The sequence below is a fragment of the Nodularia sp. LEGE 04288 genome (assembly GCF_963896525.1).
Lineage (GTDB): Bacteria > Cyanobacteriota > Cyanobacteriia > Cyanobacteriales > Nostocaceae > Nodularia.
Genome location: NZ_CAWQOY010000120.1, coordinates 24032 through 45243, shown reverse-complemented (window position 1 = coordinate 45243; position 21212 = coordinate 24032). Strand labels below are relative to the sequence as shown.

The 21212-nt window shown below is 42.6% G+C and carries 19 protein-coding genes; 8 read left to right on the top strand and 11 right to left on the bottom strand.

Annotated features, from left to right (window positions below; genetic code table 11):
* Positions 1 to 22: 22 nt before the first annotated feature.
* A complete protein-coding gene (locus tag AACX33_RS15410) occupies positions 23 to 427 on the bottom strand; it encodes a hypothetical protein (protein WP_193999887.1) in 405 nt (134 codons plus the stop codon).
* A gap of 178 nt (positions 428 to 605) precedes the next feature.
* Between AACX33_RS15410 and ppsA the strand changes: the two genes are divergently transcribed.
* Complete coding sequence (gene ppsA / locus AACX33_RS15405) at positions 606 to 3056, top strand: phosphoenolpyruvate synthase (RefSeq protein WP_193999889.1); 2451 nt, start codon at positions 606 to 608, stop codon at positions 3054 to 3056.
* A 145-nt stretch (positions 3057 to 3201) separates the two neighbouring features.
* On the opposite strand, the gene AACX33_RS15400 is transcribed toward ppsA, so the two are convergent.
* Positions 3202 to 3447 carry a hypothetical protein gene (locus AACX33_RS15400; protein WP_193999891.1) on the bottom strand — a complete coding sequence of 82 codons (246 nt, stop codon included), beginning with the start codon at positions 3445 to 3447 and terminating at the stop codon, positions 3202 to 3204.
* A 228-nt stretch (positions 3448 to 3675) separates the two neighbouring features.
* The gene (locus AACX33_RS15395) at positions 3676 to 3978 is read right to left on the bottom strand and encodes a hypothetical protein (RefSeq protein WP_193999893.1); all 303 of its coding nucleotides are present in this window, start codon (positions 3976 to 3978) and stop codon (positions 3676 to 3678) included.
* A gap of 373 nt (positions 3979 to 4351) precedes the next feature.
* On the opposite strand from AACX33_RS15395, the gene AACX33_RS15390 reads away from it, so the two are divergent.
* Positions 4352 to 6094: an ABC transporter ATP-binding protein/permease gene (locus AACX33_RS15390; RefSeq protein ID WP_193999895.1), complete on the top strand. Its 1743-nt coding sequence runs from the start codon at positions 4352 to 4354 to the stop codon at positions 6092 to 6094.
* Positions 6095 to 6119: 25 nt separating this feature from the next.
* On the opposite strand, the gene AACX33_RS15385 is transcribed toward AACX33_RS15390, so the two are convergent.
* A complete protein-coding gene (locus AACX33_RS15385) occupies positions 6120 to 6923 on the bottom strand; it encodes an Rpn family recombination-promoting nuclease/putative transposase (protein ID WP_193999897.1) in 804 nt (267 codons plus the stop codon).
* 237 nt (positions 6924 to 7160) lie between these two features.
* Between AACX33_RS15385 and AACX33_RS15380 the strand changes: the two genes are divergently transcribed.
* Positions 7161 to 8696, top strand: coding sequence for a dolichyl-phosphate-mannose--protein mannosyltransferase (locus AACX33_RS15380; protein ID WP_193999899.1), 1536 nt, complete (start codon positions 7161 to 7163; stop codon positions 8694 to 8696).
* Positions 8697 to 8705: 9 nt separating this feature from the next.
* Here AACX33_RS15380 and AACX33_RS15375 read toward each other — a convergent pair whose 3' ends face one another.
* On the bottom strand, positions 8706 to 9194 hold the full coding sequence (locus AACX33_RS15375; protein ID WP_193999901.1) for a hypothetical protein: 489 nt from the start codon (positions 9192 to 9194) through the stop codon (positions 8706 to 8708).
* Positions 9195 to 9357: 163 nt separating this feature from the next.
* On the opposite strand from AACX33_RS15375, the gene AACX33_RS15370 reads away from it, so the two are divergent.
* Entirely contained in the window at positions 9358 to 11238 is a 1881-nt protein-coding gene (locus AACX33_RS15370) for a serine/threonine protein kinase (RefSeq protein WP_193999903.1), read from the top strand.
* 200 nt (positions 11239 to 11438) lie between these two features.
* On the opposite strand, the gene AACX33_RS15365 is transcribed toward AACX33_RS15370, so the two are convergent.
* The 5 genes from AACX33_RS15365 to AACX33_RS15345 all read right to left on the bottom strand — a co-directional run bounded on the left by AACX33_RS15365 (position 11439) and on the right by AACX33_RS15345 (position 15612).
* Positions 11439 to 12107, bottom strand: coding sequence for a heterocyst differentiation related protein (locus AACX33_RS15365; RefSeq protein ID WP_193999905.1), 669 nt, complete (start codon positions 12105 to 12107; stop codon positions 11439 to 11441).
* 227 nt (positions 12108 to 12334) lie between these two features.
* The gene (gene trpA, locus AACX33_RS15360; RefSeq protein WP_193999907.1) at positions 12335 to 13153 is read right to left on the bottom strand and encodes a tryptophan synthase subunit alpha; all 819 of its coding nucleotides are present in this window, start codon (positions 13151 to 13153) and stop codon (positions 12335 to 12337) included.
* Positions 13154 to 13222: 69 nt separating this feature from the next.
* Positions 13223 to 13534 (bottom strand): DUF3007 family protein, encoded by a 312-nt coding sequence (locus tag AACX33_RS15355; RefSeq protein ID WP_193999909.1) that lies wholly within the window; start codon positions 13532 to 13534, stop codon positions 13223 to 13225.
* Between the two features lie 24 nt (positions 13535 to 13558).
* A complete protein-coding gene (gene ndhL, locus AACX33_RS15350; RefSeq protein WP_193999911.1) occupies positions 13559 to 13771 on the bottom strand; it encodes an NAD(P)H-quinone oxidoreductase subunit L in 213 nt (70 codons plus the stop codon).
* A 917-nt stretch (positions 13772 to 14688) separates the two neighbouring features.
* Positions 14689 to 15612 (bottom strand): lysylphosphatidylglycerol synthase domain-containing protein, encoded by a 924-nt coding sequence (locus AACX33_RS15345; RefSeq protein ID WP_193999913.1) that lies wholly within the window; start codon positions 15610 to 15612, stop codon positions 14689 to 14691.
* Between the two features lie 310 nt (positions 15613 to 15922).
* Between AACX33_RS15345 and AACX33_RS15340 the strand changes: the two genes are divergently transcribed.
* Positions 15923 to 16489, top strand: coding sequence for a DUF6658 family protein (locus AACX33_RS15340; RefSeq protein WP_193999915.1), 567 nt, complete (start codon positions 15923 to 15925; stop codon positions 16487 to 16489).
* Between the two features lie 139 nt (positions 16490 to 16628).
* Positions 16629 to 17237: a hypothetical protein gene (locus AACX33_RS15335; protein WP_193999969.1), complete on the top strand. Its 609-nt coding sequence runs from the start codon at positions 16629 to 16631 to the stop codon at positions 17235 to 17237.
* A 176-nt stretch (positions 17238 to 17413) separates the two neighbouring features.
* On the opposite strand, the gene larC is transcribed toward AACX33_RS15335, so the two are convergent.
* Complete coding sequence (gene larC, locus AACX33_RS15330) at positions 17414 to 18718, bottom strand: nickel pincer cofactor biosynthesis protein LarC (RefSeq protein ID WP_193999917.1); 1305 nt, start codon at positions 18716 to 18718, stop codon at positions 17414 to 17416.
* A 165-nt stretch (positions 18719 to 18883) separates the two neighbouring features.
* On the opposite strand from larC, the gene AACX33_RS15325 reads away from it, so the two are divergent.
* Together AACX33_RS15325 and AACX33_RS15320 are read left to right on the top strand one after the other, a co-directional pair.
* Positions 18884 to 19534 carry an L-threonylcarbamoyladenylate synthase gene (locus AACX33_RS15325; protein WP_193999919.1) on the top strand — a complete coding sequence of 217 codons (651 nt, stop codon included), beginning with the start codon at positions 18884 to 18886 and terminating at the stop codon, positions 19532 to 19534.
* A 369-nt stretch (positions 19535 to 19903) separates the two neighbouring features.
* The gene (locus AACX33_RS15320; RefSeq protein ID WP_193999921.1) at positions 19904 to 21124 is read left to right on the top strand and encodes a HetZ-related protein; all 1221 of its coding nucleotides are present in this window, start codon (positions 19904 to 19906) and stop codon (positions 21122 to 21124) included.
* Positions 21125 to 21212: the final 88 nt, after the last annotated feature.

The following is a 21212-nucleotide window of genomic DNA, read 5'->3' as shown; positions in this document are numbered from 1 at the left end:
GTTTTTTAGTCAGCACTCAGCACTACTTACTGGGTTGGGATATGCGGGCTTCAATATCTTCCAAGGTTTGTAACAGTAAACGCTTGGCCTGTAATTTCCAACCCCACTTTTGAATTCTGAAAGCGGCGACAGTCCCCACCCCACCTACTAATAAAAGCACGGGCTGATTCAAGGAAATTCCGAATAATAACCCCAATCCGGCAATTCCCCAAAATGGTAAAGCTGCGGCTTGCCTTTGTTCTTCGATAATATTAGTAATTATACTAGGCTTCATAGTAGCTAATAATTCAGATTTGACTTGCCGTTGTTCTGCGAGGGATACAGATAAACCGATTTTACGGCGCATTTTTTCAATTTTGCGGGCATCACTACTGTATTCAGTTAGCTCATCTTCTGCCATTTGTAGTAGTCGTTCTAATTGCGCCATTTTGCACTAAATTTAGGGGTCTGATATCGCTATTATCTAAGAAAATGTTAAATTTTCCTAACTATAATCTTGCATCTGATCGCACGATCCCAAATCTTAAATCTAGAATTAAACATAGGGACAATATCCTAGCAATCAAAAACTGACAACCAGAGCGTCTACTTGAGAGGTAATACAGATGGTTACGGTATCTCAAAGCACATTGATTCAATCTGACAAAGAGCGATCGCTGATTCTCTGGTTTGATGAGGTTGGTATTGCTGATATACCGCTAGTTGGGGGTAAAAATGCCTCACTAGGGGAAATGATTCAAGAACTGACACCTCAAGGCGTTAACGTTCCCACAGGATTTGCTACGACTGCATATGCTTATCGGTATTTCATTGAGTCGGCTGGGTTAGAAGCCAAGTTACGCGAACTCTTTGCGGATTTAGATGTTGAGGATGTCAAAAATTTGCGGGTACGGGGAAAACAAGCGCGATCGCTACTGATGCATACACGGTTTCCTGTAGACTTAAGAGATGCGATCGCCACAGCATATCTGAAACTCTGCGAACAATACAATCCAGATACAGATGTCGCCGTCCGTTCCAGCGCCACAGCCGAAGACCTCCCCGATGCTAGTTTTGCCGGACAGCAAGAAAGTTACTTAAATGTTGTCAGTGTCGAAGGAGTTTTAGCAGCTTGTCATCGCTGCTTTGCTTCCATATTCACCGACCGCGCCATTTCCTATCGCCACACCAAAGGATTTGATCACTTTAGCATTGCCCTGGCCGTCGGTGTCCAAAAAATGGTGCGTTCTGACTTAGCCACCTCTGGAGTCATGTTTTCCATTGATACTGAAACTGGCTTTAAAGATGCAGCACTAATTACAGCCGCCTACGGTTTAGGCGAAAACGTAGTTCAGGGAACCGTTAACCCAGATGAATACTATGTTTTCAAGCCGACCTTAAAAGCAGGTTTCCGCCCGATTATCGATAAAAAATTGGGCAGCAAAGAACTAAAAATGATCTATGATGATGGCTCAAAATTCACAAAAAATGTCGCCGTCTCCAGCATAGAACAAAGTAAATTTGCTCTGAGTGATGCAGAAATTTTACAACTCGCACATTGGGCTTGTTTAATAGAAGATCATTATTCCCAAACCCACGGTAATTACTCCCCAATGGATATCGAGTGGGCAAAAGACGGAATTACAAATCAACTTTTTGTTGTCCAAGCGCGTCCCGAAACAGTCCAGTCGCAGAAAATAGGGAACGTCTTGCGGAGTTATCATTTCGTTAAAACAGATAAGGAAGCAAAATTCCCCCAATCCCTAGTCACCGGTCGGGCGGTGGGAGAAGCCATTAGTCAAGGTAAAGTACATCTAATTTTAGATGTGAATAAAATCGACCAATTCCAAGCCGGCGATGTCTTAGTAACAGAGAGAACAGACCCCGACTGGGAACCGATCATGAAACGCGCCAGTGCAATTGTGACAAACTCCGGGGGGCGCACCTGTCATGCGGCGATTATTGCGCGAGAATTGGGAGTCCCCGCAATTGTCGGGTCTAGCAATGCGACAGCAGTCTTAAAAACTGGTCAAGAGGTGACGATTTCTTGCGCCGAAGGAGATGAAGGCAAAGTTTATCCTGGCTTATTACCCTTTGAAATCAAAGAAGTTCTCCTAGAAAACTTAACCCGCACCCGTACCCAAATTTTAATGAATGTGGGTAATCCCCAAGAAGCATTGAGTTTATCAGCAATTCCCAATGATGGCGTAGGTTTAGCCCGCACAGAATTTATTATCGCCAACCAAATTCAAATTCATCCTATGGCTTTGATTCACTATGACAAGTTAGAAGATGTATTTGTCAAAACCAAAATTAATCAAATCACTGCCCTTTACGATGACAAACCCCAGTATTTTGTTGATAAATTAGCCCAAGGTATTGGGAGAATTGCGGCGGCTTTTTATCCTAAGCCAGTGATTGTGAGAATGTCAGATTTCAAAAGTAATGAATATGCCAACCTTTTAGGTGGTCAGCAATTTGAACCCAAAGAAGAAAACCCCATGCTGGGTTGGCGTGGCGCAGCCCGTTACTATGATCAAGGATATAAAGAAGCTTTTGCCCTAGAGTGTGAATCTATCAAACGAGTTCGGGACGAAATGGGTTTGACTAACGTTATCCCCATGATTCCCTTTTGTCGTACTCCCGATGAAGGGCGGATGGTATTGGCAGAAATGGCAAAAAATGATTTAAAACAGGGTGTTAACGACTTGCAAGTCTATGTGATGTGCGAGTTACCCAATAATGTAATTATGGCTGACGAGTTTGCCGAGATTTTTGATGGTTTCTCCATTGGTTCCAATGACTTAACTCAGCTAACATTAGGCATAGATAGAGATTCAGCCTTGGTAGCGAAGTTATTTGATGAACGCAGTCAGGGTGTGAAGCGCATGGTGAAAATGGCCATAGAAGCTGCGAAAAGAAATCACCGCAAAATCGGTATTTGTGGACAAGCACCCAGCGATTACCCCGAATTTGCCCAATTTTTAGTAGAACAGGGAATTGATTCCATCAGTCTAAATCCAGATTCGGTGTTAAAAACGATGCTGGAAATTGCCAAAGTGGAGCAAAATATCTAGAAAAATATCTATAGGACTCCTGTCTGATTGCTGAACAAGATTTTGGATAAAATCCTGAAAAAACGGGCTTTTCCGTCTGAGTATGTTTTCAAATATCAAATAGGATTCCTATAGCCGTAGTCATATCGGTATAGCTATGGCTGATTTATCTCGGTGTGATCCGGTCATCAAGAGTATCAAGGTCGTAAATAACTCTGGGGTATCGAAGGACTTCCACCTTCTGTCTGAACCCTGGTAGCAGACTATCGAATTGATCCAATAATGAGGTAATGGGAATCTCAGATCCTAGTCCCAATGCACCCCCTCTGAGCTTCTCGCTTTCTTCATCCATTATTTCCCGCCACAGTGACTCTTCAGGTTGGCGTTCGACAGAAATTTGATTTGACTTCATTGAAGTTCGTCTCCCGTTATGGTGCTGACAACAGCATTTAAGCATATTTGTTCAATGTAAAACCCGCCAGCAAGTCCCATTGGGTCAGTAAGTTGCTGGCGGGACGCAATATTAACCACAAATTGCACTAGAAATCTCTCCGTAGTCTGACTTTTCCGGTGCTGTGCCAGTACCAACCACAGTACGATCCCTATGGCTGTGCTATGCACTCTATGCTCTCTCTATTGGCTATTGCTCAATAATGTTCTCAGTTTGTTCACTAAAAATGGTCTCACCATTTTCCACAATAGTGGTCTCAGTCCTCTCTATAGAGATGATCTGATTACCGGGAGTAATCATATTCTGAACTCCTACCTCTCTGACTCGCGCAGTAATTTGACTGACTAAGCCTAACAGTAAATTGCGAATGTTATTTCTGTTAAATAGTAAAAATCCAAATCCAGCCCGTACCTTCTCGCTTTCTTGATCAGTTAATTCTCTCCACAGCGACTCTTGAGGCTGGCGTTCGACAGAAATTTGATTTGACTTCATTTAAGTAGACTCCCATTATGGTGCTGACAACAACATTTAAGCATATTTATTATTTGAATAGGAGAAAATTTACTTATATTGTTTGTAAATATTATTCTCTGTATAAAGAAAGAAATCACCGTGGTCTCGGACGCACTTACTGATTAAGCCTGAATATTAGAGATTCAATCAGCCCTAGCGTCCTACCTCAAGAGCGAAGAAATATCCTTGTATTCTCCAACACAGGGAAGAAGAATGCGGCAACGATTACAGGTATAGCCTACACTGTAGCCTATGGCAGGAGAACAAAAAACGAGGAGCGATGGGCAAAACCGCGCTGTAGGCGATCGCATTTAATATTAAATAAAGTTAGATATTCCCAAATAAATTACTAATGACTACAACAACAACTCCACCGAAACGATTAGACCCTGAATTGTGGCAGAAATTTGTGAAGGTTGCCAAACCCTACTGGTTTTCTGAAAAAAAATGGCAAGCTAGGGGATTACTCGGACTTTTGCTACTCTTGGCATTAGCCGTTAATGCGATTAATGTGGGTATTAGCTTTATTTTCCGTAATATTGATACTTCTCTGGCAGAATTTCCCCAAACTAAGGATGCGTCAGTCTTTTGGCGCTTTATCTTCATTTATGCTGGGTTGTTAGTCATTGGTACTCCCATTGTGGTCATGTATGGTTATCTGCAAGACAAATTGGGATTGCAATGGCGAGAGTGGTTGACAAACCATTTTCTCGATAAATATTTCCAAAATCGTGCTTATTACCAGATTAATTTTAATCAAAAAATTGATAACCCAGACCAACGAATTGCTGAAGATATCAGGTCATTTACTCGCACCAGTTTATCTTTTACACTGCTGATTCTGACATCAATTATTACTTTAATCTCCTTCACTGGAGTTTTATTGTCTATTTCAGTTTCTTTATCAGTGGCGCTGGTAATCTATGCATTTCTGGGGACATTCGTCACAGCTTGGATTGGTCAGCGATTAATTAGCATTAACTATAATCAACTCAAACGAGAAGCTGATTTTCGTTATGGACTCATTCATGTGCGAGATAATGCCGAATCTATTGCTTTTTATCAAGGTGAAACAGAAGAAATCCTTCAGCTAAAACAGCGTTTTCTCCGAGCAATTGTCAACTTTGATTTATTGATAAATTGGCAACGTAACTTAGGTTTTTTTACGACTAGCTATAACTATTTTGTTTCCGCACTACCTTACTTGGTGATTGCACCGATTTACTTCGCCGGTCAGACTGATTTTGGCACATTTACCCAAGCGGCGATCGCCTTCAGTCAAATTTTTAGTGCTTTATCTGTGGTGGTGGGTCAATTTGAAAGCTTAACGGCTTTTGCAGCCGGGATTGAACGGATGGGCGACTTAGCCGAGGTTCTGGAAACAACAGACCAAAAACAGCCAGGAATGAGGACTATTGATGTCACAGAAGCTTCTGAGATTGAATTGCGTAGCGTCACTTTATTGACTCCCAACTACGAACGCACCTTGATCAGTGATTTACCCTTCAGCTTACAGCCAGGAGAGGGTTTAGTAATTGTGGGGAACAGTGGTAGTGGTAAGAGTTCTTTATTAAGAGCGATCGCCGGATTATGGAATGCGGGTACTGGTCAAATTCTCCGCCCTCCTTTGTCAGAAATGATGTTTTTACCCCAACGTCCTTATATGGTATTGGGTTCGCTGCGGAGTCAGTTACTCTACCCCAATCCTGACAATGATATTCTCGAAAGCAAAATGCGCCATGTCTTAGAAGAGGTAAACTTGGCAGAGTTACCAGAACGAGTTGGTGGCTTTGATGTCGAGTTAGACTGGGCAAATGTCCTGTCTTTAGGCGAACAACAGCGCTTGGCTTTTGCGCGACTCCTGCTGAGTATGCCTAGCTATGTCATCCTCGATGAAGCTACCAGTGCGCTGGATTTAGCTAATGAAAAGAATCTGTATCAACAACTGAAAGCCAAAGAAACTACATTAATTAGTGTGGGACATCGCCCCAGTTTGTTGCAGTACCATGAGTACGTGTTAGAACTCGATGGTAGCTCTAATTGGCGGTTGTTACCAATGGAGGAATACACTGTTAATTTGAATGCTTTTAGCTAATTTTACCCCATAAGTGCGGAGAAAGCTATGCTTGAGTATCAACTTGTTGATTCTGTAACTGTTGGACGACTTCCACAGATAAACCAGTGATTCGAGCGATCGCTTCAATAGCCATCCCTTCTGCTAGCAAATTGATGGCAATTTGCTCTGCTTTCTCCTGACTACCTTCCTGTTTACCTTCCTGTCTACCTTCTTCCAAACCTTCAGTTTTAATCAATTGATAAATCACTGACTCGCGCATAATATCCTTCCTTAGTAAGCGTTGAATCACATCTTGTTTCAATACTAACCCAGCTAAAACTGCTGTGGATGCTGCCAGATTACTTTGCATTCGCCGGTCGGCAATATTATTAATTTCATCGGCCACGGATTGCAATGTATTGGTTTGATTATTCGTATTACTCAATACCGCAAATGGTAGTAAACCCGGTGTTCTCAAAAATACCTCCGTAGGTTCTTCCCACAAGCGAATCACCGTAAATTCATGGTGTAAACCATCAATACTAAATGTATTTTTATACACTTCTTCTGATTTTGTTTCAGAAAGATAAATTACTACTTGACGCATTCGTTTTTGGGGAAAGCGCCGATACACTCGTAGGCGATAGTCAGCCATACGAAAGGGAATAGACGCATCAGGCTGGGTTTGGAATTCCAGATGTAGAACCACTTCATCTGATTGCAGTAGTATCAAAGCGTCTGCACGAATCGGTTCTAAAGATAATTCCTTGGGACTTAACTCAGTCAATTCTATAGGTGTTCCCAGTAGCCATGTAGCCAAGTCGGTAGAAAATGTTTCCGCGATGAACTTACAGATGTTGTCAAACATGAAAAAATTCTATCACCTAAACTTCCAGTCAGGTAAACAAACAAGTATTATGGACTCGAAATGCTCTTCCACTAGATAAGTAGGTCGGCGTAAATAATTATTGTTGGAATAAGGCAGGGGGCAGGGAGCAGGGGGAGAAAGAGTTTTAGCCTTATTTACTTTTCTTCACATAGTTTGGTTTTATCGCACCGACTTACTTACACCGGAAATAATCAAAGGAAGCGAGACTCTTGACAAATGACTAAAAAGTGGTTCCAAATTGGGCTATTAAGTATCTTTCTCCTCTCGCTAGGCTTACGGTTTTGGGGATTAGAGCGATTTAATACTCTAGTATTTGATGAAGTTTATTTTGCCAAATTTGGTAATAACTATCTGACCCAGACACCATTTTTTAATGCCCATCCGCCCCTGAGTCAATATATCATTGGCATTGGGATGTGGATTGGTAGTCATCTGCCTTTTGGGCAAGATACAGTCAATGAGCTAACAGGTTCCGTGCGATCGCCTTGGAGTTATCGTTGGTTAAATGCCCTGACTGGCTCATTTATTCCTTTAATTGTCGCTGCTATTGCCTATCAATTAAGTCGCCGCCATCGTTTTGCTTTACTGGCAGGTTTATTTACAGCTTGTGACGGTTTCTTGCTAGTTGAATCTCGTTATGCTTTAAATAATATTTATATTGTCATCTTCGGTTTATTAGGGCAATGGTTTTTACTCCTAGCATTGAATAACCAAAATCAACAACGTTCTTGGTGGTTAGTTCTGGCTGGCATCAGTTTTGGTGCATCAGCTGCCACTAAATGGAATGGTTTATGGTTTTTGTTAGGTGCTGATTTTATTTGGGTAGCAGCGTATCTACTTCGGGGAATCCAATCTTTTCCTCATACCCCAATTCGGCTGACATCTCCGGCAACAGTCATCAGACAAAGCCAGATTTTTTTGAGAGAATGGTATCGTAAATGGATTGATATCAATAAAATATCCCCAGAAATTGCAGTTCAGACACCACTACAAAATCTGACCCAAATCAATATTTGGCAAATGCTATTTTATCTGGGAATTATTCCAGCAATAGTCTACAGCATCATCTGGATTCCTCATCTCCAGCTAGATAAAAGATATGGATTTATCGCAGTACATCAGAAAATTTTGAATTTTCACCTCCAGATGGGGGGAAACAGTGCCGATGTCCATCCTTACTGTGCCGCATGGTATAAATGGCCATTAATGACTCGACCAATGGCCTATTATTACCAAACGGCTGAGAGTGTTAATCAACCATTGTCTAGATTGCAGCCACCTTTACCCCCTGGAACAGGAAAAGTTATTTATGATGTCCACGCAATGGGCAATCCTGTTTTGTGGTGGTTTGGTGTCGCTGCTCTTTTATTTTTAGCCGCCATGCTGGTATTACAGGTGGTGATTCCTTGGTTTCAACAAAAGCATTTTTCTTTACCTGCAAATCTGGCTGTTGATACTTGGATTGCCCTATACTTAGTTTTAAATTATGCTGCTAACTTATTACCTTGGGTAAAAGTGACAAGGTGTGTTTTCATATATCACTATATGTGTGCTGTGGTATTTGTATTTTTAGCGATCGCCTGGTTAGTAGACCAGTGTCTGAGCAGTTATTACCGCGAAATTCGGGCAGTAGGTGTCACCATCACATTCCTGATTATCGCGGCTTTGATTTTTTGGATGCCTCTCTATTTGGGTTTACCTCTATCCCCTGAAGGTTACAAAATCCGTATGTGGTTTAACACTTGGATTTGACAACAGGATTTAATCCTCTGGTAAATTGACAAATGCCTGCCCAACTAAATACCTAGTCTTCTCTTCCAAACATTGCCAATTCACTTCACCCGCCTCATCAATTAAACTAGTATCAATATTTGCGACTTCACTCATAGGAGAGTAATTTATAAAACACACTTGATAACAAATTTCCCACAAATCTATACTGACTTGATGCTGTTGACGTTGCAAACGCAGATGATATCCTGGATGGGGCATTGGCAGATCAGCAAGAGTCGCTCTAATTTCATCTGCCTGTTCTAAAGTCGCAGTTTCCATTTCTTGTAATAACTGAGTTACCAAAGTTTTAATTTCATCAGTGGTGTTAGCCGGCCAAATCAGGACATCGTGGTAAGTTCCTTTCCAAGTAGACGTATCAAGATGCTTGCGAATATTATCGACAACACGAATAAACGCAGGTTGCATGAGGAGTTCAGCCTGCTGCCATGTAACAGGGTTAGTTATTCTAGGTGGCATTGGTAATACACAGGGACACTAAATGACAAATAAACAGTCTAAGTTTATTAAAAAGCTAATTTTTTAGTTTAAATCTTTATCCCAAGATAGCGGATTTCATTCAAGAAAATTTGGAGATACTTATTACCAGCAAAAAATTAAGTAATAACTCTGAGGGGAAAATATGATCGGCAAGCTACTAGACCATCGTTACCAAATTATTCGAGTCCTGGCTCAAGGGGGATTTGGTCAAACCTATATTGCCCAAGATACCAGGCGGCCAGGCAACCCTGTCTGCGTTGTTAAGCACCTCAAGCCTGCAACTTCCGACCCCAGAGTTTTTGACACAGCCAAGCGTTTATTTAACAGCGAAGCTGAAACTCTCGAAAGTTTAGGCCATCATGACCAGATACCCAGGCTACTGGCTTACTTTGATGAAAACCAAGAATTTTATTTAGTCCAAGAATTTATTCCCGGACAGACTTTAGCTGAGGAACTCATCCCCGGTCAGCGTTGGAGTGAAAGCCAAGTCATGCAACTGTTGCAAGGAGTTCTGGAAATCCTTGAGTTTGTTCACGGACAAGGCGTGATTCACCGCGATATTAAGCCAGATAACATTATCCGTCGCGCCTGTGATCAGAAATTAGTTTTAGTAGATTTTGGGGCAGTCAAGCAGTTAAGATTACCAATGGTAACCGTTGGCGGCCAACCTACAGCTACAGTTGCCATTGGGACTCCCGGCTATATGCCTACGGAACAAGGACAAGGTAAACCCCGCCCCAACAGTGATATTTATTCCCTGGGCATTATTGCGATTCAAGCGCTCACAGGAGTACCAGCAATTGAATTACAAGAAGACCCCAATACTGGAGAACTCCTCTGGGAGCATTTAGCAAATGTGAACTATCGGTTGGCAGGGTTGCTCACCAAAATGGTGCATTATCACTTCAAAGACCGCTACCAAAGCGTCACAGAAGCACTGCAAGCTTGTATAAACACGAATAATCCGGTGCTGACATTTGCCAAACCTCCAGTATCCTCTCAAAATCATCACTACCAACCCAGTAAGTCTTTATCGCAAGTATCCCCACAAAAAACCGTTGCAGTAGCGCCAGCAAATCCTATTGCAGCCCAACCAGCCCGTGAACAATCTCACAAACTCGATCCGTGGCCGTTCTTAATTGGTTTATTTCTAGCAAGTGGGGCGGCGGCTTTAGCAACAAATGTCTATCCCCAGGTGAGAAATTTAACTGCTAATTTTACGGGCAATGATACCGCAGCGAACAACTGCTTGGCTGTGGTGGCTGGTAATTCTAATGTCCGTTCTGAACCTAGCTCGATTAATTCTGATACTGTTTTACAAAAAATTGGTGACAATACTGGGTTTGAGGTGACTGGTAAGCGCACAAAACGGGGTTGGGTAGAAGTTAAAATGAACTCTGGTCGTTTGGCTTGGGCGCACCTAGACGTAATTACCAATAATGAACAGTGGGTTTCTTGTCTCAGAGACAAAGGCGTAGCAATTAACACCGTAGATGATCGGAATTTGATTACCGCTCTACCGATTCCTCAGCCAAAACCACAACCTACACCAGAACCGGCAGAGACACCAAAAGAATCAGAGTCTAGTGATGAGAGTGAAAAAATTATAGCAGAAGCCAAGCAGAAGTATGAATCAGGGGATTTGCGAGGCGCGATCGCTCTACTGCGGTCTATTCCTGGTCATGCTTCTTCTGGCTTCAGAGAGACAGTTACTATGATTAATCAGTGGCAAAAAGATTGGGCTAAGGCCGAGGAGTTATTTAATGACATTAATCAGGCAATAGACAATGGTGAATGGGAAAAAGTTTTAGATTATAAAAATCATGCCGAAAAGTTGCCTGATACTCAATACTGGCGCAACAAAATACAACCGTTATTGCAACAAGTCGATGAAAATGTCTCAAAACAGGCATCACCTGCTGTAGATAATCAGCATCAGTCCCAACCAGAAATTCCTAATGCTGAAGAAGCATCGGCAACAGAAGAGGCAGGGGAGCAGGGAGCAGGGAGCAGGGGGGAGTAAGAAATTACTTTAAACTTTCGGTTACTTAGGTGATTTCCAGAATAAAAATTACCACACAACTTCATTCCATCGTAGGAGAGAACGCCTGTTCACCTTTCTAATCGGTAAATTCTTTCTGATAAATCACCTTAACAACCATTCCTCTTCTCCCCTCGCCCTTGTCCTCTTCCTGGACATAAAATTAATATTCTATTTTGCCGTTAATGCATCTCGTCATATTCTGGGGCTTCAACTCGTCTGGCTTCCATCCGAGGAGAAGGCAAAAATTCAGCGCGACGCACAGGAGCTAAGGGATGTGTGGAACCGTGGTAAGGATGCATCACTTGTACTGTCCGGGTAGGACGCTGCCGTGGTGAAAATAAAGCCAATACACCAGCGACTACAACACCACCCCCAATGGTGAGAGTTGCCCCTCCCACTGCCCAAAGCATGGGCGAAGACCACCAATAATCTTCAGTTTGTGGCTTGAATACTTCTGCTGTTGCAAGTTTTTGGCTATTTTGTTGGGCTAATTGCATCTGCTGGTTATTCCAATTTTGGTATTGGAACTGGAGTTGTTGGTTTTGCGCTCTCAGCTGCTCGTTATCGCTTTTTAAACGTTCCAACTGCATATTCAGCCGTTCCATTTCCACACGCTGCTCTGGATTAGCCTGGGCAGACGGTTGATTGGGATTAGGATAATATGGATTCACCCCGTAAGGCGGATACATTGGGGTTTGCGGCATCATCGGCAGAGCTAGATTAGCCGGCATCTGCGGCGAAGAAACAGCGAAATTACTTTGCATGGGACTATCTGCGCCCCTGAGCATTACAAGCGCAGCCAGCCCAGCTACGGCGACTCCGCCGATAAATGCCATACTCTCACTCATCGCCTTTGCTCCTCTATCACTTGTGACTGACTCACTCTCACACTCATTATTATTCGCCTACTCAACGTCACATAAAACTCAACTATAAGCGACCGGACTAGCTAGTTTTTTTACAGCCTACTGTGTGCTGTTAATATTCAAAACTATATTCGCTAAATTGTCCACCAAATCATGGTAAAAAAACAACGCTGTTATCTTTTTTAATCTACTTTTTCCTTTTGAGCAAGTTAAGCATTTGTGCTGCTGTCAGTTGTCTTAATGGCATCCTTGAGACTTTGACAAAATTCAGCGATCGCTTTTAGTCCTTGCTCTGGTGTACCCTCTGCTAGACGGTTGACAAAGGCACTACCCACAATTGCCGCATCTGCTCCCCATTCTTTGACTTGACGAGCTTGTGCAGCTTCGGAGATGCCAAAGCCGACTCCGATGGGTTTATCTGTAAAACTACGAACTTGCTGAAGTAAATCTGATACTCGTGATTCCATTTGAGTCCGCATCCCGGTGACACCAGTGACACTGACCAAATAAATAAATCCTTGGGAAGAACGAGCGATCGCTTCTATCCGTTGGGCCGAGCTGGTAGGAGCCACTAACAAAGTTAAGTCTATCCCCATTTCACTAGCTGGTTTGAGCAAGCCTGCTGCTTCCTCTAGAGGCAAATCCGGGACTACTAAGCCTGATACCCCAGCTGCCGCAATTTGTTCCAGAAACTTGTCAACGCCCCGGTACAAAATGGGATTGTAGTAAGTAAACAGGATAATCGGCGATCGCAAACTCGGAGTAGTAGCTTGCAGCATTTCCAACACCTGTTCCAATTTTGTCCCTCGTTGCAAAGCGCGGGTAGCAGCCGCTTGAATCACTGGTCCATCTGCGAGAGGATCGGAATAAGGCACACCGAGTTCAATAATATCTGCTCCATGAGTATCCAGAACTTGCAATGCTGCTGCTGTTGTCGCTAAATCTGGATCTCCAGCAGTAATAAACGGAATCAAAGCGCACTCTCGATTTCGTCCCAAGGTGTTAAAGCAATCAGAAATCGCGGTCATGATGCAAAAATTAGGAATCAGTGGTCAATGGTCAGTTACCAAACAACAAATAACTGACCATTGATAACTTTACACTTGACTTTGTGATTCTTGTGCGATTTCTGCCTGAATTTTTGCTAGTTCTTCGGGAGTAAGTTCATCCAGCCGTTGTTGGAGAAAGGCTTGTTCATATTGTTCGCGTTGTTCATGGTAGGTCATTTTATTTCCCACCGCGCGGAATATGTAAGAAGCTAACCAGCCAAGCAAGCCACTCACCAGTAAGACTTGGCTCCAGATTCCAGCTTGTTGACCATCTAAACCCACTAGCTGTAATCCTACATATCCCAAACCACCAGCAATAAAAACACCCAAGCCAATTCCAATAGCGTCAATGCGTCGCATGAGAGTTATGACCTACCAATCTTTTTACACTTCAATTTGTCGCGGCCGGGGTCGAAGATTCACAAAAGGTGATAAAACTAACAACCCAGGCAAGAAGAAAAACACCATAAAATACATCACAGTCCGCTCAATGGAGCTAGCTACATACCAGCGCTGCTTGAGGTACAGCATCACAGCAACAGGGATTGCTAACAGGTAAGCTCCAGCCAGAGCCAGATACAGCAGGGCTACAATCATCGATTTTCTCTCTTTTAAGTGGACAAGAGCATTCAGTGCATCTATTTTCCATCATAGGCTGAACCACTCCGCAAGGCGGAAGTCAAAAGTCAAAAGTCAAACAATTTTAGATTTTAGATTTTAGATTTTAGATTGATTCCACAGATAAATCTGGGGGCTTGTACCATTAAGGAAGTATTGGTCAAAAGTCAAAAGTCAAAAAACTTATTCTATCTATAGGTTTTTTCTCGCCATGCTGTATTGGGCTATCTGGATCAAAACGAATATGTGATTTTTACCAGATGTGGGAAAATTTGTTTGGATATTTCTGATACGTATGCTACAATTGCAAAGGCACTAAGAAAGAATTGCTGAAGTCAAGCAAAGTTGAAGATCCTAAACCCAGATAAAATCAGAAGCAACAGCAGACACTTCCAAATCTGGAAAAAACTTTTCAATTTAGTTGTACAAAAGACGCAATTGATGCTAAATTAGGCAGGAGTTATTTGCTGCCTAAAGCAAAAGTGGCTCCCAATAAATATGGGGGTGTGGCGGAATGGTAGACGCTACGGACTTAGAAAACTGAGCCTTGATCGAGAAATCTTTCAAGTGGAAGCTCTCAAATTCAGGGAAACCTAAATCTGTTCACAGATATGGCAATCCTGAGCCAAGCCGAAACAAGTACTGAGTGTTAAAACTCATAACTAATCGGAAGGTGCAGAGACTCGACGGGAGCTACCCTAACGTTAAGCCGAGGGTAAAGGGAGAGTCCAATTCTCAAAGCCGAAGGTTGTTAAAACCTGGCAGCAGTGAAAGCTGCGGGAGAATGAAAATCCGTTGACCGTAATAGGTCGTGTGGGTTCAAGTCCCTCCACCCCCACTGAAAAAGCTAACATACAAGATGACCTGCCTAGATGAACATAGGCAGGTTTAATTGTTTAAATGACTTTCCCCAGGCGTTCGTCTAGGGAAGCTAGGGCTGCACCAGCAGTTTCAGCAATAATACTAATCAGACGATAGGAAGCGATCGCACTAATGATAACAGCAGATGGAAAGCGATGCTGCAAAAGTGCGATCGCCGTGACCTCAAATACACCCAACCCACCAGGCGCACCCGGAACCACTAAACCCAACAACCAAGCAAAGCTAAAAGCCCCTAGTAAGAGAGGCAATTGGCTAAAATTCAATGGAGTTAGGGCAAACACAGTTAAAATAAACCCAGTCCCACGCAAGATTAAAAAACCTAATTCCCCTAACAAAGGTCTGAGAGGATAGCGTTTAACTTTGAAAGGAATACTAGGCTGAGTATTCACAGCAGACCTTTTCACCTTTAATTTGTAGACAAAGCGAATCGCTGGATTCAAAAACCGGGGATGAACGGCACAAAGTACCACAGCCAAACTCAAAAATTGTAAGATTTGTAGAGACAGAGTAGTATAAGTAGCTGCAAATTGGCTTCCGAAGATCACAATCATGATTAAAGCCGCAGCCACCATCAGTAGAGGTTCGAGCAACACACTTAAGGTAGCAGCACCAGCAGGGATATTAGCATTTTTCGCCGCCACAATTCGCCCATAATAATGCCAGACATTACCAGGTAAATACTTGGCCATATTTGTTTTTAAGTAAACCTGAATAAATTCAGAACATGGCACAGATTGATTTAATTCGTTGAGAATCCAAGTCCATATCCAACCACCCCAAATATGTGCCAGTAAAGTTACGCCTGTAGCTATGGACAGAATTGCCCATCCTATTGCATCAATTTGGATTGCTAGCACTTGTGACCAGTTATCTTTGAGGGCTTTTCCTAAAAAAAATAGCGTTCCGCCTAAAATTAGCCAGCGTAAAAATTGCTTCATATTTTGCAAAAATTCAAATAAGTTAAATCACCAGAACCGTATGAATTACCGCGATAAATCTCTCTAGAGTTAGATAAAAGTGTGATTTTAGTAGCAAGTATAATGTGACCTACGCTAGAGGCGAATTTGTTTATTTATTCGTAATCTAAGTAAGGGTTACGAAACACAGATGAACACAGATAAATCTGTACCCCGTTCAACTCAAAATTGCTGTAGTTACCAAGTCTCATGGAAGCAAAAATTTGCTGATTATCGAAACTAATAAACTTAAGCAAATAAATCACCTATTTTTTTCTAAAAGGAGGGCTAAATGAACAGTGTGATAGCTTTCTGGAAAAAGTTAAAACTGCGTCAGATTTTAACTATTTTTGTAGCTGGTCTATTGTTGATGGTTAGCACTGCTTGTAGTGGGGTAAATCCTCAAGGTGCAAATCCTCAAAATCCTGCTGTCCAGGCTGGAGGTGCTAACAATCCTTATAAGGGTGGTGGAGACAAATATACCAAATATAGAATGACCACCGATCCCAAAGCGATTGAAAGGGAAGAGAAGAAAGAAAGGGAGCAAGCTAGTCTACAGTCAGATTTAGAAGTTTTGATTGCCATAAATAGAGATTCTGAAATACTTTATCCCGGTGCTGAAACACCTAGAGGTAGAGTTGAAAAAGAAAAAGAGTTGCCCATCATCACTGACAAAAACTTTCAAAGACCTGCGCCTGGTGGTTTGATTCAACGAGAACCAAATGTAGGCACTCGCCTTCAAAAACGTGTTGAAACAGTGCAGGATTCAGTTAAAGAGGCTTCGACTTTTTTGAATAACAAGGCAGAAGAAGCAAGTTCTCGACCTGAGTTGCAAAAAAATCCAGCCGTAGGTAAATAGAAATTGGGTTTTATGCCCAGATGTGAGATTTGAAATCAATCCCAAATCACATCAAAAAAGTGCTAAATGGAGACGCGATTAATTGTCTCTGAGTGCAGCACAGGTTTAACTTAATCACAAGCATTTCAGGAGAAGCATGATGAAGAAAGTCATTACTTGGCTAAAAAATATCCGTCCTGTGAAAATTTTAACAGTCTTCTTGGCTGCAACATTCCTCTTAATGACACAGGCGTGCAATCGTCCGGGAATAGCCCAGCAGCCACCACAACCAAATGCTCAACCACCTAACGTTGAGCGATACGATTCTACAAAAAGCTATAACCTCAACGCCCCAGAGGGTGGAATGAATAACTTTAGTGATGTAGATCCTAGAGCTAAAGCAGCTGAAAGAGCAGCAAATGCAAGAGCTGAAGCACTGGCGAAAAATGCGCGGAGAAACGTTGAGCAGAAGGGTATTGATAGTTCAGAGCAATATGTCCGCAATTATCGCGAAGGAACACCCTTGGATGAACGAGTCAAGCGCCTGGGTGAAGATGTTGGTAGTTCTGCGGAAGAATTAGGTGAAGGTTTCACTAAGGGAACTCAGCGCGGAGTGGAAAATCTCCAGAGAAATACTGAAAGCGCTACTAGAGAGTTGACTAAAAATGTTAAACGCGGCGCTGAGGATACCACAACTAATCTGCAACGCCAAGCTGAGGATACAGCTGACGCAGTGAAAAGAACCATGAGAGGAACTGATTTAAATTAGTTCGAGGTAACAGAACCCCGTTTTATGCAAAAAAGCGGGGTTTTCTCCACTCATTAGAGTTAGTGTAGTTAACTCAAGATCAATGACCAATAACTAATGACTAAAGAATTTTGGCTTGGCGATTTTAGATTGCAGTCTAATCCAAAATCTAAAATCTAAAATCTAAAATTGATTGACTAATGACTCCGCGTAGCGGCTTGATTTTGCAAATACCAAGTTTGTAATGCCAATCTTTGAACTTCACGCCAGGGGATATTGTGGTTGCGAGCTAAATCTGCACAATCTTCATATTCTGGTTGGATGTTAGCAATAAATTTATCTTGCTTTTGTCCGTTCCATGCTACTTTAACTCGGACTTTACCATATTCAATTTCTACTGTTTGAATTTCCCGTTGCAAAATGGCGCGCTGTTGGGTACTCCGCCGAATTCCTAAAGTAGTGGTTTCGCGGAATAAAACTGCTTCACAAGCCTGTAAATTATCTGGATGACAGATTACAGTTAGTAAAATTCCTGGACGAGACTTTTTCATTCCTATGGGCTGGGTGAAGACATCCACTGCACCCACGGCAAATAAGGCTTCAAAGATATAGCCGATGGCCTGGGGATTTAAATCATCAATTTGGGTTTCGAGTACGGTGATGGTTTCTAAATTAGGACTGGTATCTTCAGAATTATGAATGCGATCGCCTTCCGCAGTGCGCGCAGTGCGATCGCCTAGCCAGAGACGTAATATATTAGAGATAGGTAAATTGATAGTTCCGGCTCCCAGTCCTACCTGTTTAATGGACATTGGTGGTGGGGAACCAAATTCTGTAGTTAGGGTAGTTGCGATCGCAGCTCCTGTTGGTGTCACGAGTTCCCTGTCAATGCCGTTACTAAAAACCGGACAACCCCGCATTTCCCACAACTTCAATACTGCTGGTACTGGTACAGCCATCTCACCGTGGGCGGCTCGCACTGTTCCCCCACCTGTGGGCAGCGCTGAACAGTATAGTAAAGGTAATCCCTGATCATTACTATCAATCCCTAACCAATCCAACCCCAAGCACGTACCCACAATATCCACAATGGCATCAACAGCGCCCACTTCATGAAAATGAACCTTTTCTGGCGCAATGCCATGTACTGCTCCTTCTGCTACGGCTAGCTGTCGAAATACTGCCAAACTCCAAGCTTCTGCCCGTGATGGCAATTCAGCAGTGTAGATCAGTTGTTCAATTTCTGGTAGGTGGCGGCCATGATGGTGATCATGTTCGTGGTCGTGGTGGTGATGGTTGTGGACTAAATCTACATGAACTTTAGTCGCCTGCTGACCATTGCGTTGCACAAGTTCGACTCTTAGTTTATACTCCTGGGCAATTCCCAATTTATTGAGTTTTTCACTTAAATACTCCACGGGAACACCCAGACTGACTAACGCCCCTAAACACATATCACCAGAAATTCCCGTCGGACATTGAAGATAAGCAACTTTAATCATATAGATAACTTAATCAACTTTATTTTTAGACTTTGCACAATAATTTTGATGTAAATCATGGCGTATTTGCGGCAGGCGCTCATTCATCCGTGAAAATATGTGTAATGCGGAATTTGATATTTTCCCTGAAATCAACAATTTTCCACCTCTGATTCATCACTTGCTATGGCAAAAATTTTCGCTGTCCATCCTGATAATCCCCAAACCCGCCGTATAGAGGAAATAAAGTCAGCGCTCTCTAGTGGCGCAGTTATGCTCTACCCTACAGACACAGTTTATGCTATTGGTTGTGATTTAAATGCCAAGTCGGCAGTAGAACGAGTGCGGCAAATTAAACAGCTAGCTAATGATAAACCACTGACATTTTTGTGTCCTTCACTATCAAATGTGGCAACTTATGCCTTTGTCAGTGATACAGCTTATCGGATTATGAAGCGCTTGATACCAGGGAGTTACACGTTTTTACTACCTGCTACCAAGTTAGTGCCGCGACTTGTACAAAGTCCCAAGCGAAAAACTACTGGGATTCGTGTACCAGACCATCCGGTATGCTTGGCATTGCTAGCAGCGCTGGAAAATCCGATTATTTCAACTTCGGCACATCTCCCACCAGATGATCAACCAGTAGACCTAGATTTAGAACCTAGACTATCGCAGGTGGAGCTGTTTGACCGTTGGGATCATTTAGTAGATGTAATTATAGACACTGGTGAGGAACCAACTTATGAGGTGTCTACAATTTTGGATTTGACGGGAGACGAACCAATGATGACAAGGCGGGGTTTAGGTTGGGAAGCAGCAGCAGCTTGGGTATAAGAAATAAACTTCACAGGCAGATCCTTGATTTTTGGTGAAATTTCCGAAAAAAGGCTCCAGTTTTGCGATCGCCATACTTCAAATATCTGGCAGTGGGTAAAACAGGATGGCGATCAATGTCGATATCACAAGTCTTTTAACCACTTTTAAGGCGTGGCTGATATCTATATGCCATACTCAATGTGGTTGCTTGTACAAAAAGCGACATATACTAATTTCCTTGTAACTTTTTAATTTGCCTACAGTCTTATATATGAGCAGTGCTTGCAGTGGGTTCTGAGAATGCTAAATAGTTCTCCAGCCAAAGCTGGCCTTATTTGCTGTATCTGCGTTGTAGTTACGGTGCAATACCACACTCAAAGAAAAGTCATGAAAGCCAACCTTGCAAATCTACCAACTTCTCAATCCGCTTTGTTCTGCGATGTTTCGCCTTCTGAATTGCTGGCGGACAATCACAATAGCTTGAAACAACTGCTATATCAAGAAATGCAAGCTCAAGTCAAGGCGGCATCTGAGTGTGTAGAAGCCGTATCACAGCGCATAGCTACAGAAGTTAAAAGAATATGTGATAAAAGCTCCCGCATCCAACAATCTGGGCAAATCGAATCATGGCAAGTGAGTTTAGCTAGGCATCGCCTGCAAAAATGCCTGCATTACTACCAACTGGGTTCTAGACGGGGAAGAGTGGAATTACATAGTACTTTGGGTGCTATGGTTTACCGTCATGTGACGATCGCGGGTTCAGAGTTGGGGTTTAATGCTCGTTACAGTCTGATTGAAGATTTTCTGCAAGCGTTTTACATCGAAGCTATTAAAGCTTTCCGGCGAGAAAATGAAATGCCAGAAGATTATCAGCCCCGGACTCAGTTAGAATTGGCAGAATACATTGCGTTTACAGAGCAATATGCCAAACGCCGGATTAATTTACCTGGTGGCAATAATCAGCAATTGATTATTCTCCGCGCTCAAGGTTTTGCACGTCGTCAGCCCCAGGAAACGACTGTGGATATTGAAATGGCGGTGGAATCTGCTAAGAGTGAAGAAGCAGAATCTTACCAGCGTAACTCGGCGGTGCAACAGATCAGATCACAGATGATTGCCCAAACCAACTTCGATCCATCGGATGAGTCGGAGCGCGATCGCGTGATTGCGGAATTGGTAAAATACTTGGAAGCTCAAGGTCAATCTGACTGTGTGGATTACCTGACGCTGAAATTACAAGACCTCTCAGCCCCAGAAATTGACCAAATTCTTGGTTTAACTAGCCGTCAGCGCGATTATCTACAACAGCGTTTTAAATATCATGTGGAAAAATTTGCCAAAAATCACCACTGGCAATTAGTTCATCAATGGTTAGGTGCGGGTTTAGAGCAAAAGTTGGGTTTAACTTCTGGGCAATGGGAAACCTTTGTGAGTGTATTATCTCCTGAGCAGCAAGAAATTTTGCAGTTGAAAGTTAGCCGACAGAGTGATCAGGCGATCGCTAAATCTATTAAATGCACACCCAAACAACTACAAAAGCGCTGGACTCAAATGCTAGAAGTCGCATGGGATATCCGTAATGGTCAAAATGATGTTCAAGCCAGTTAAAACTGAATCTTCACCAGAGGCGCGATTCATCGCGTCTGTATAAGGAAGGCAGGGCTAAATCAGAAACTAGCCTCTACATTTATGATTG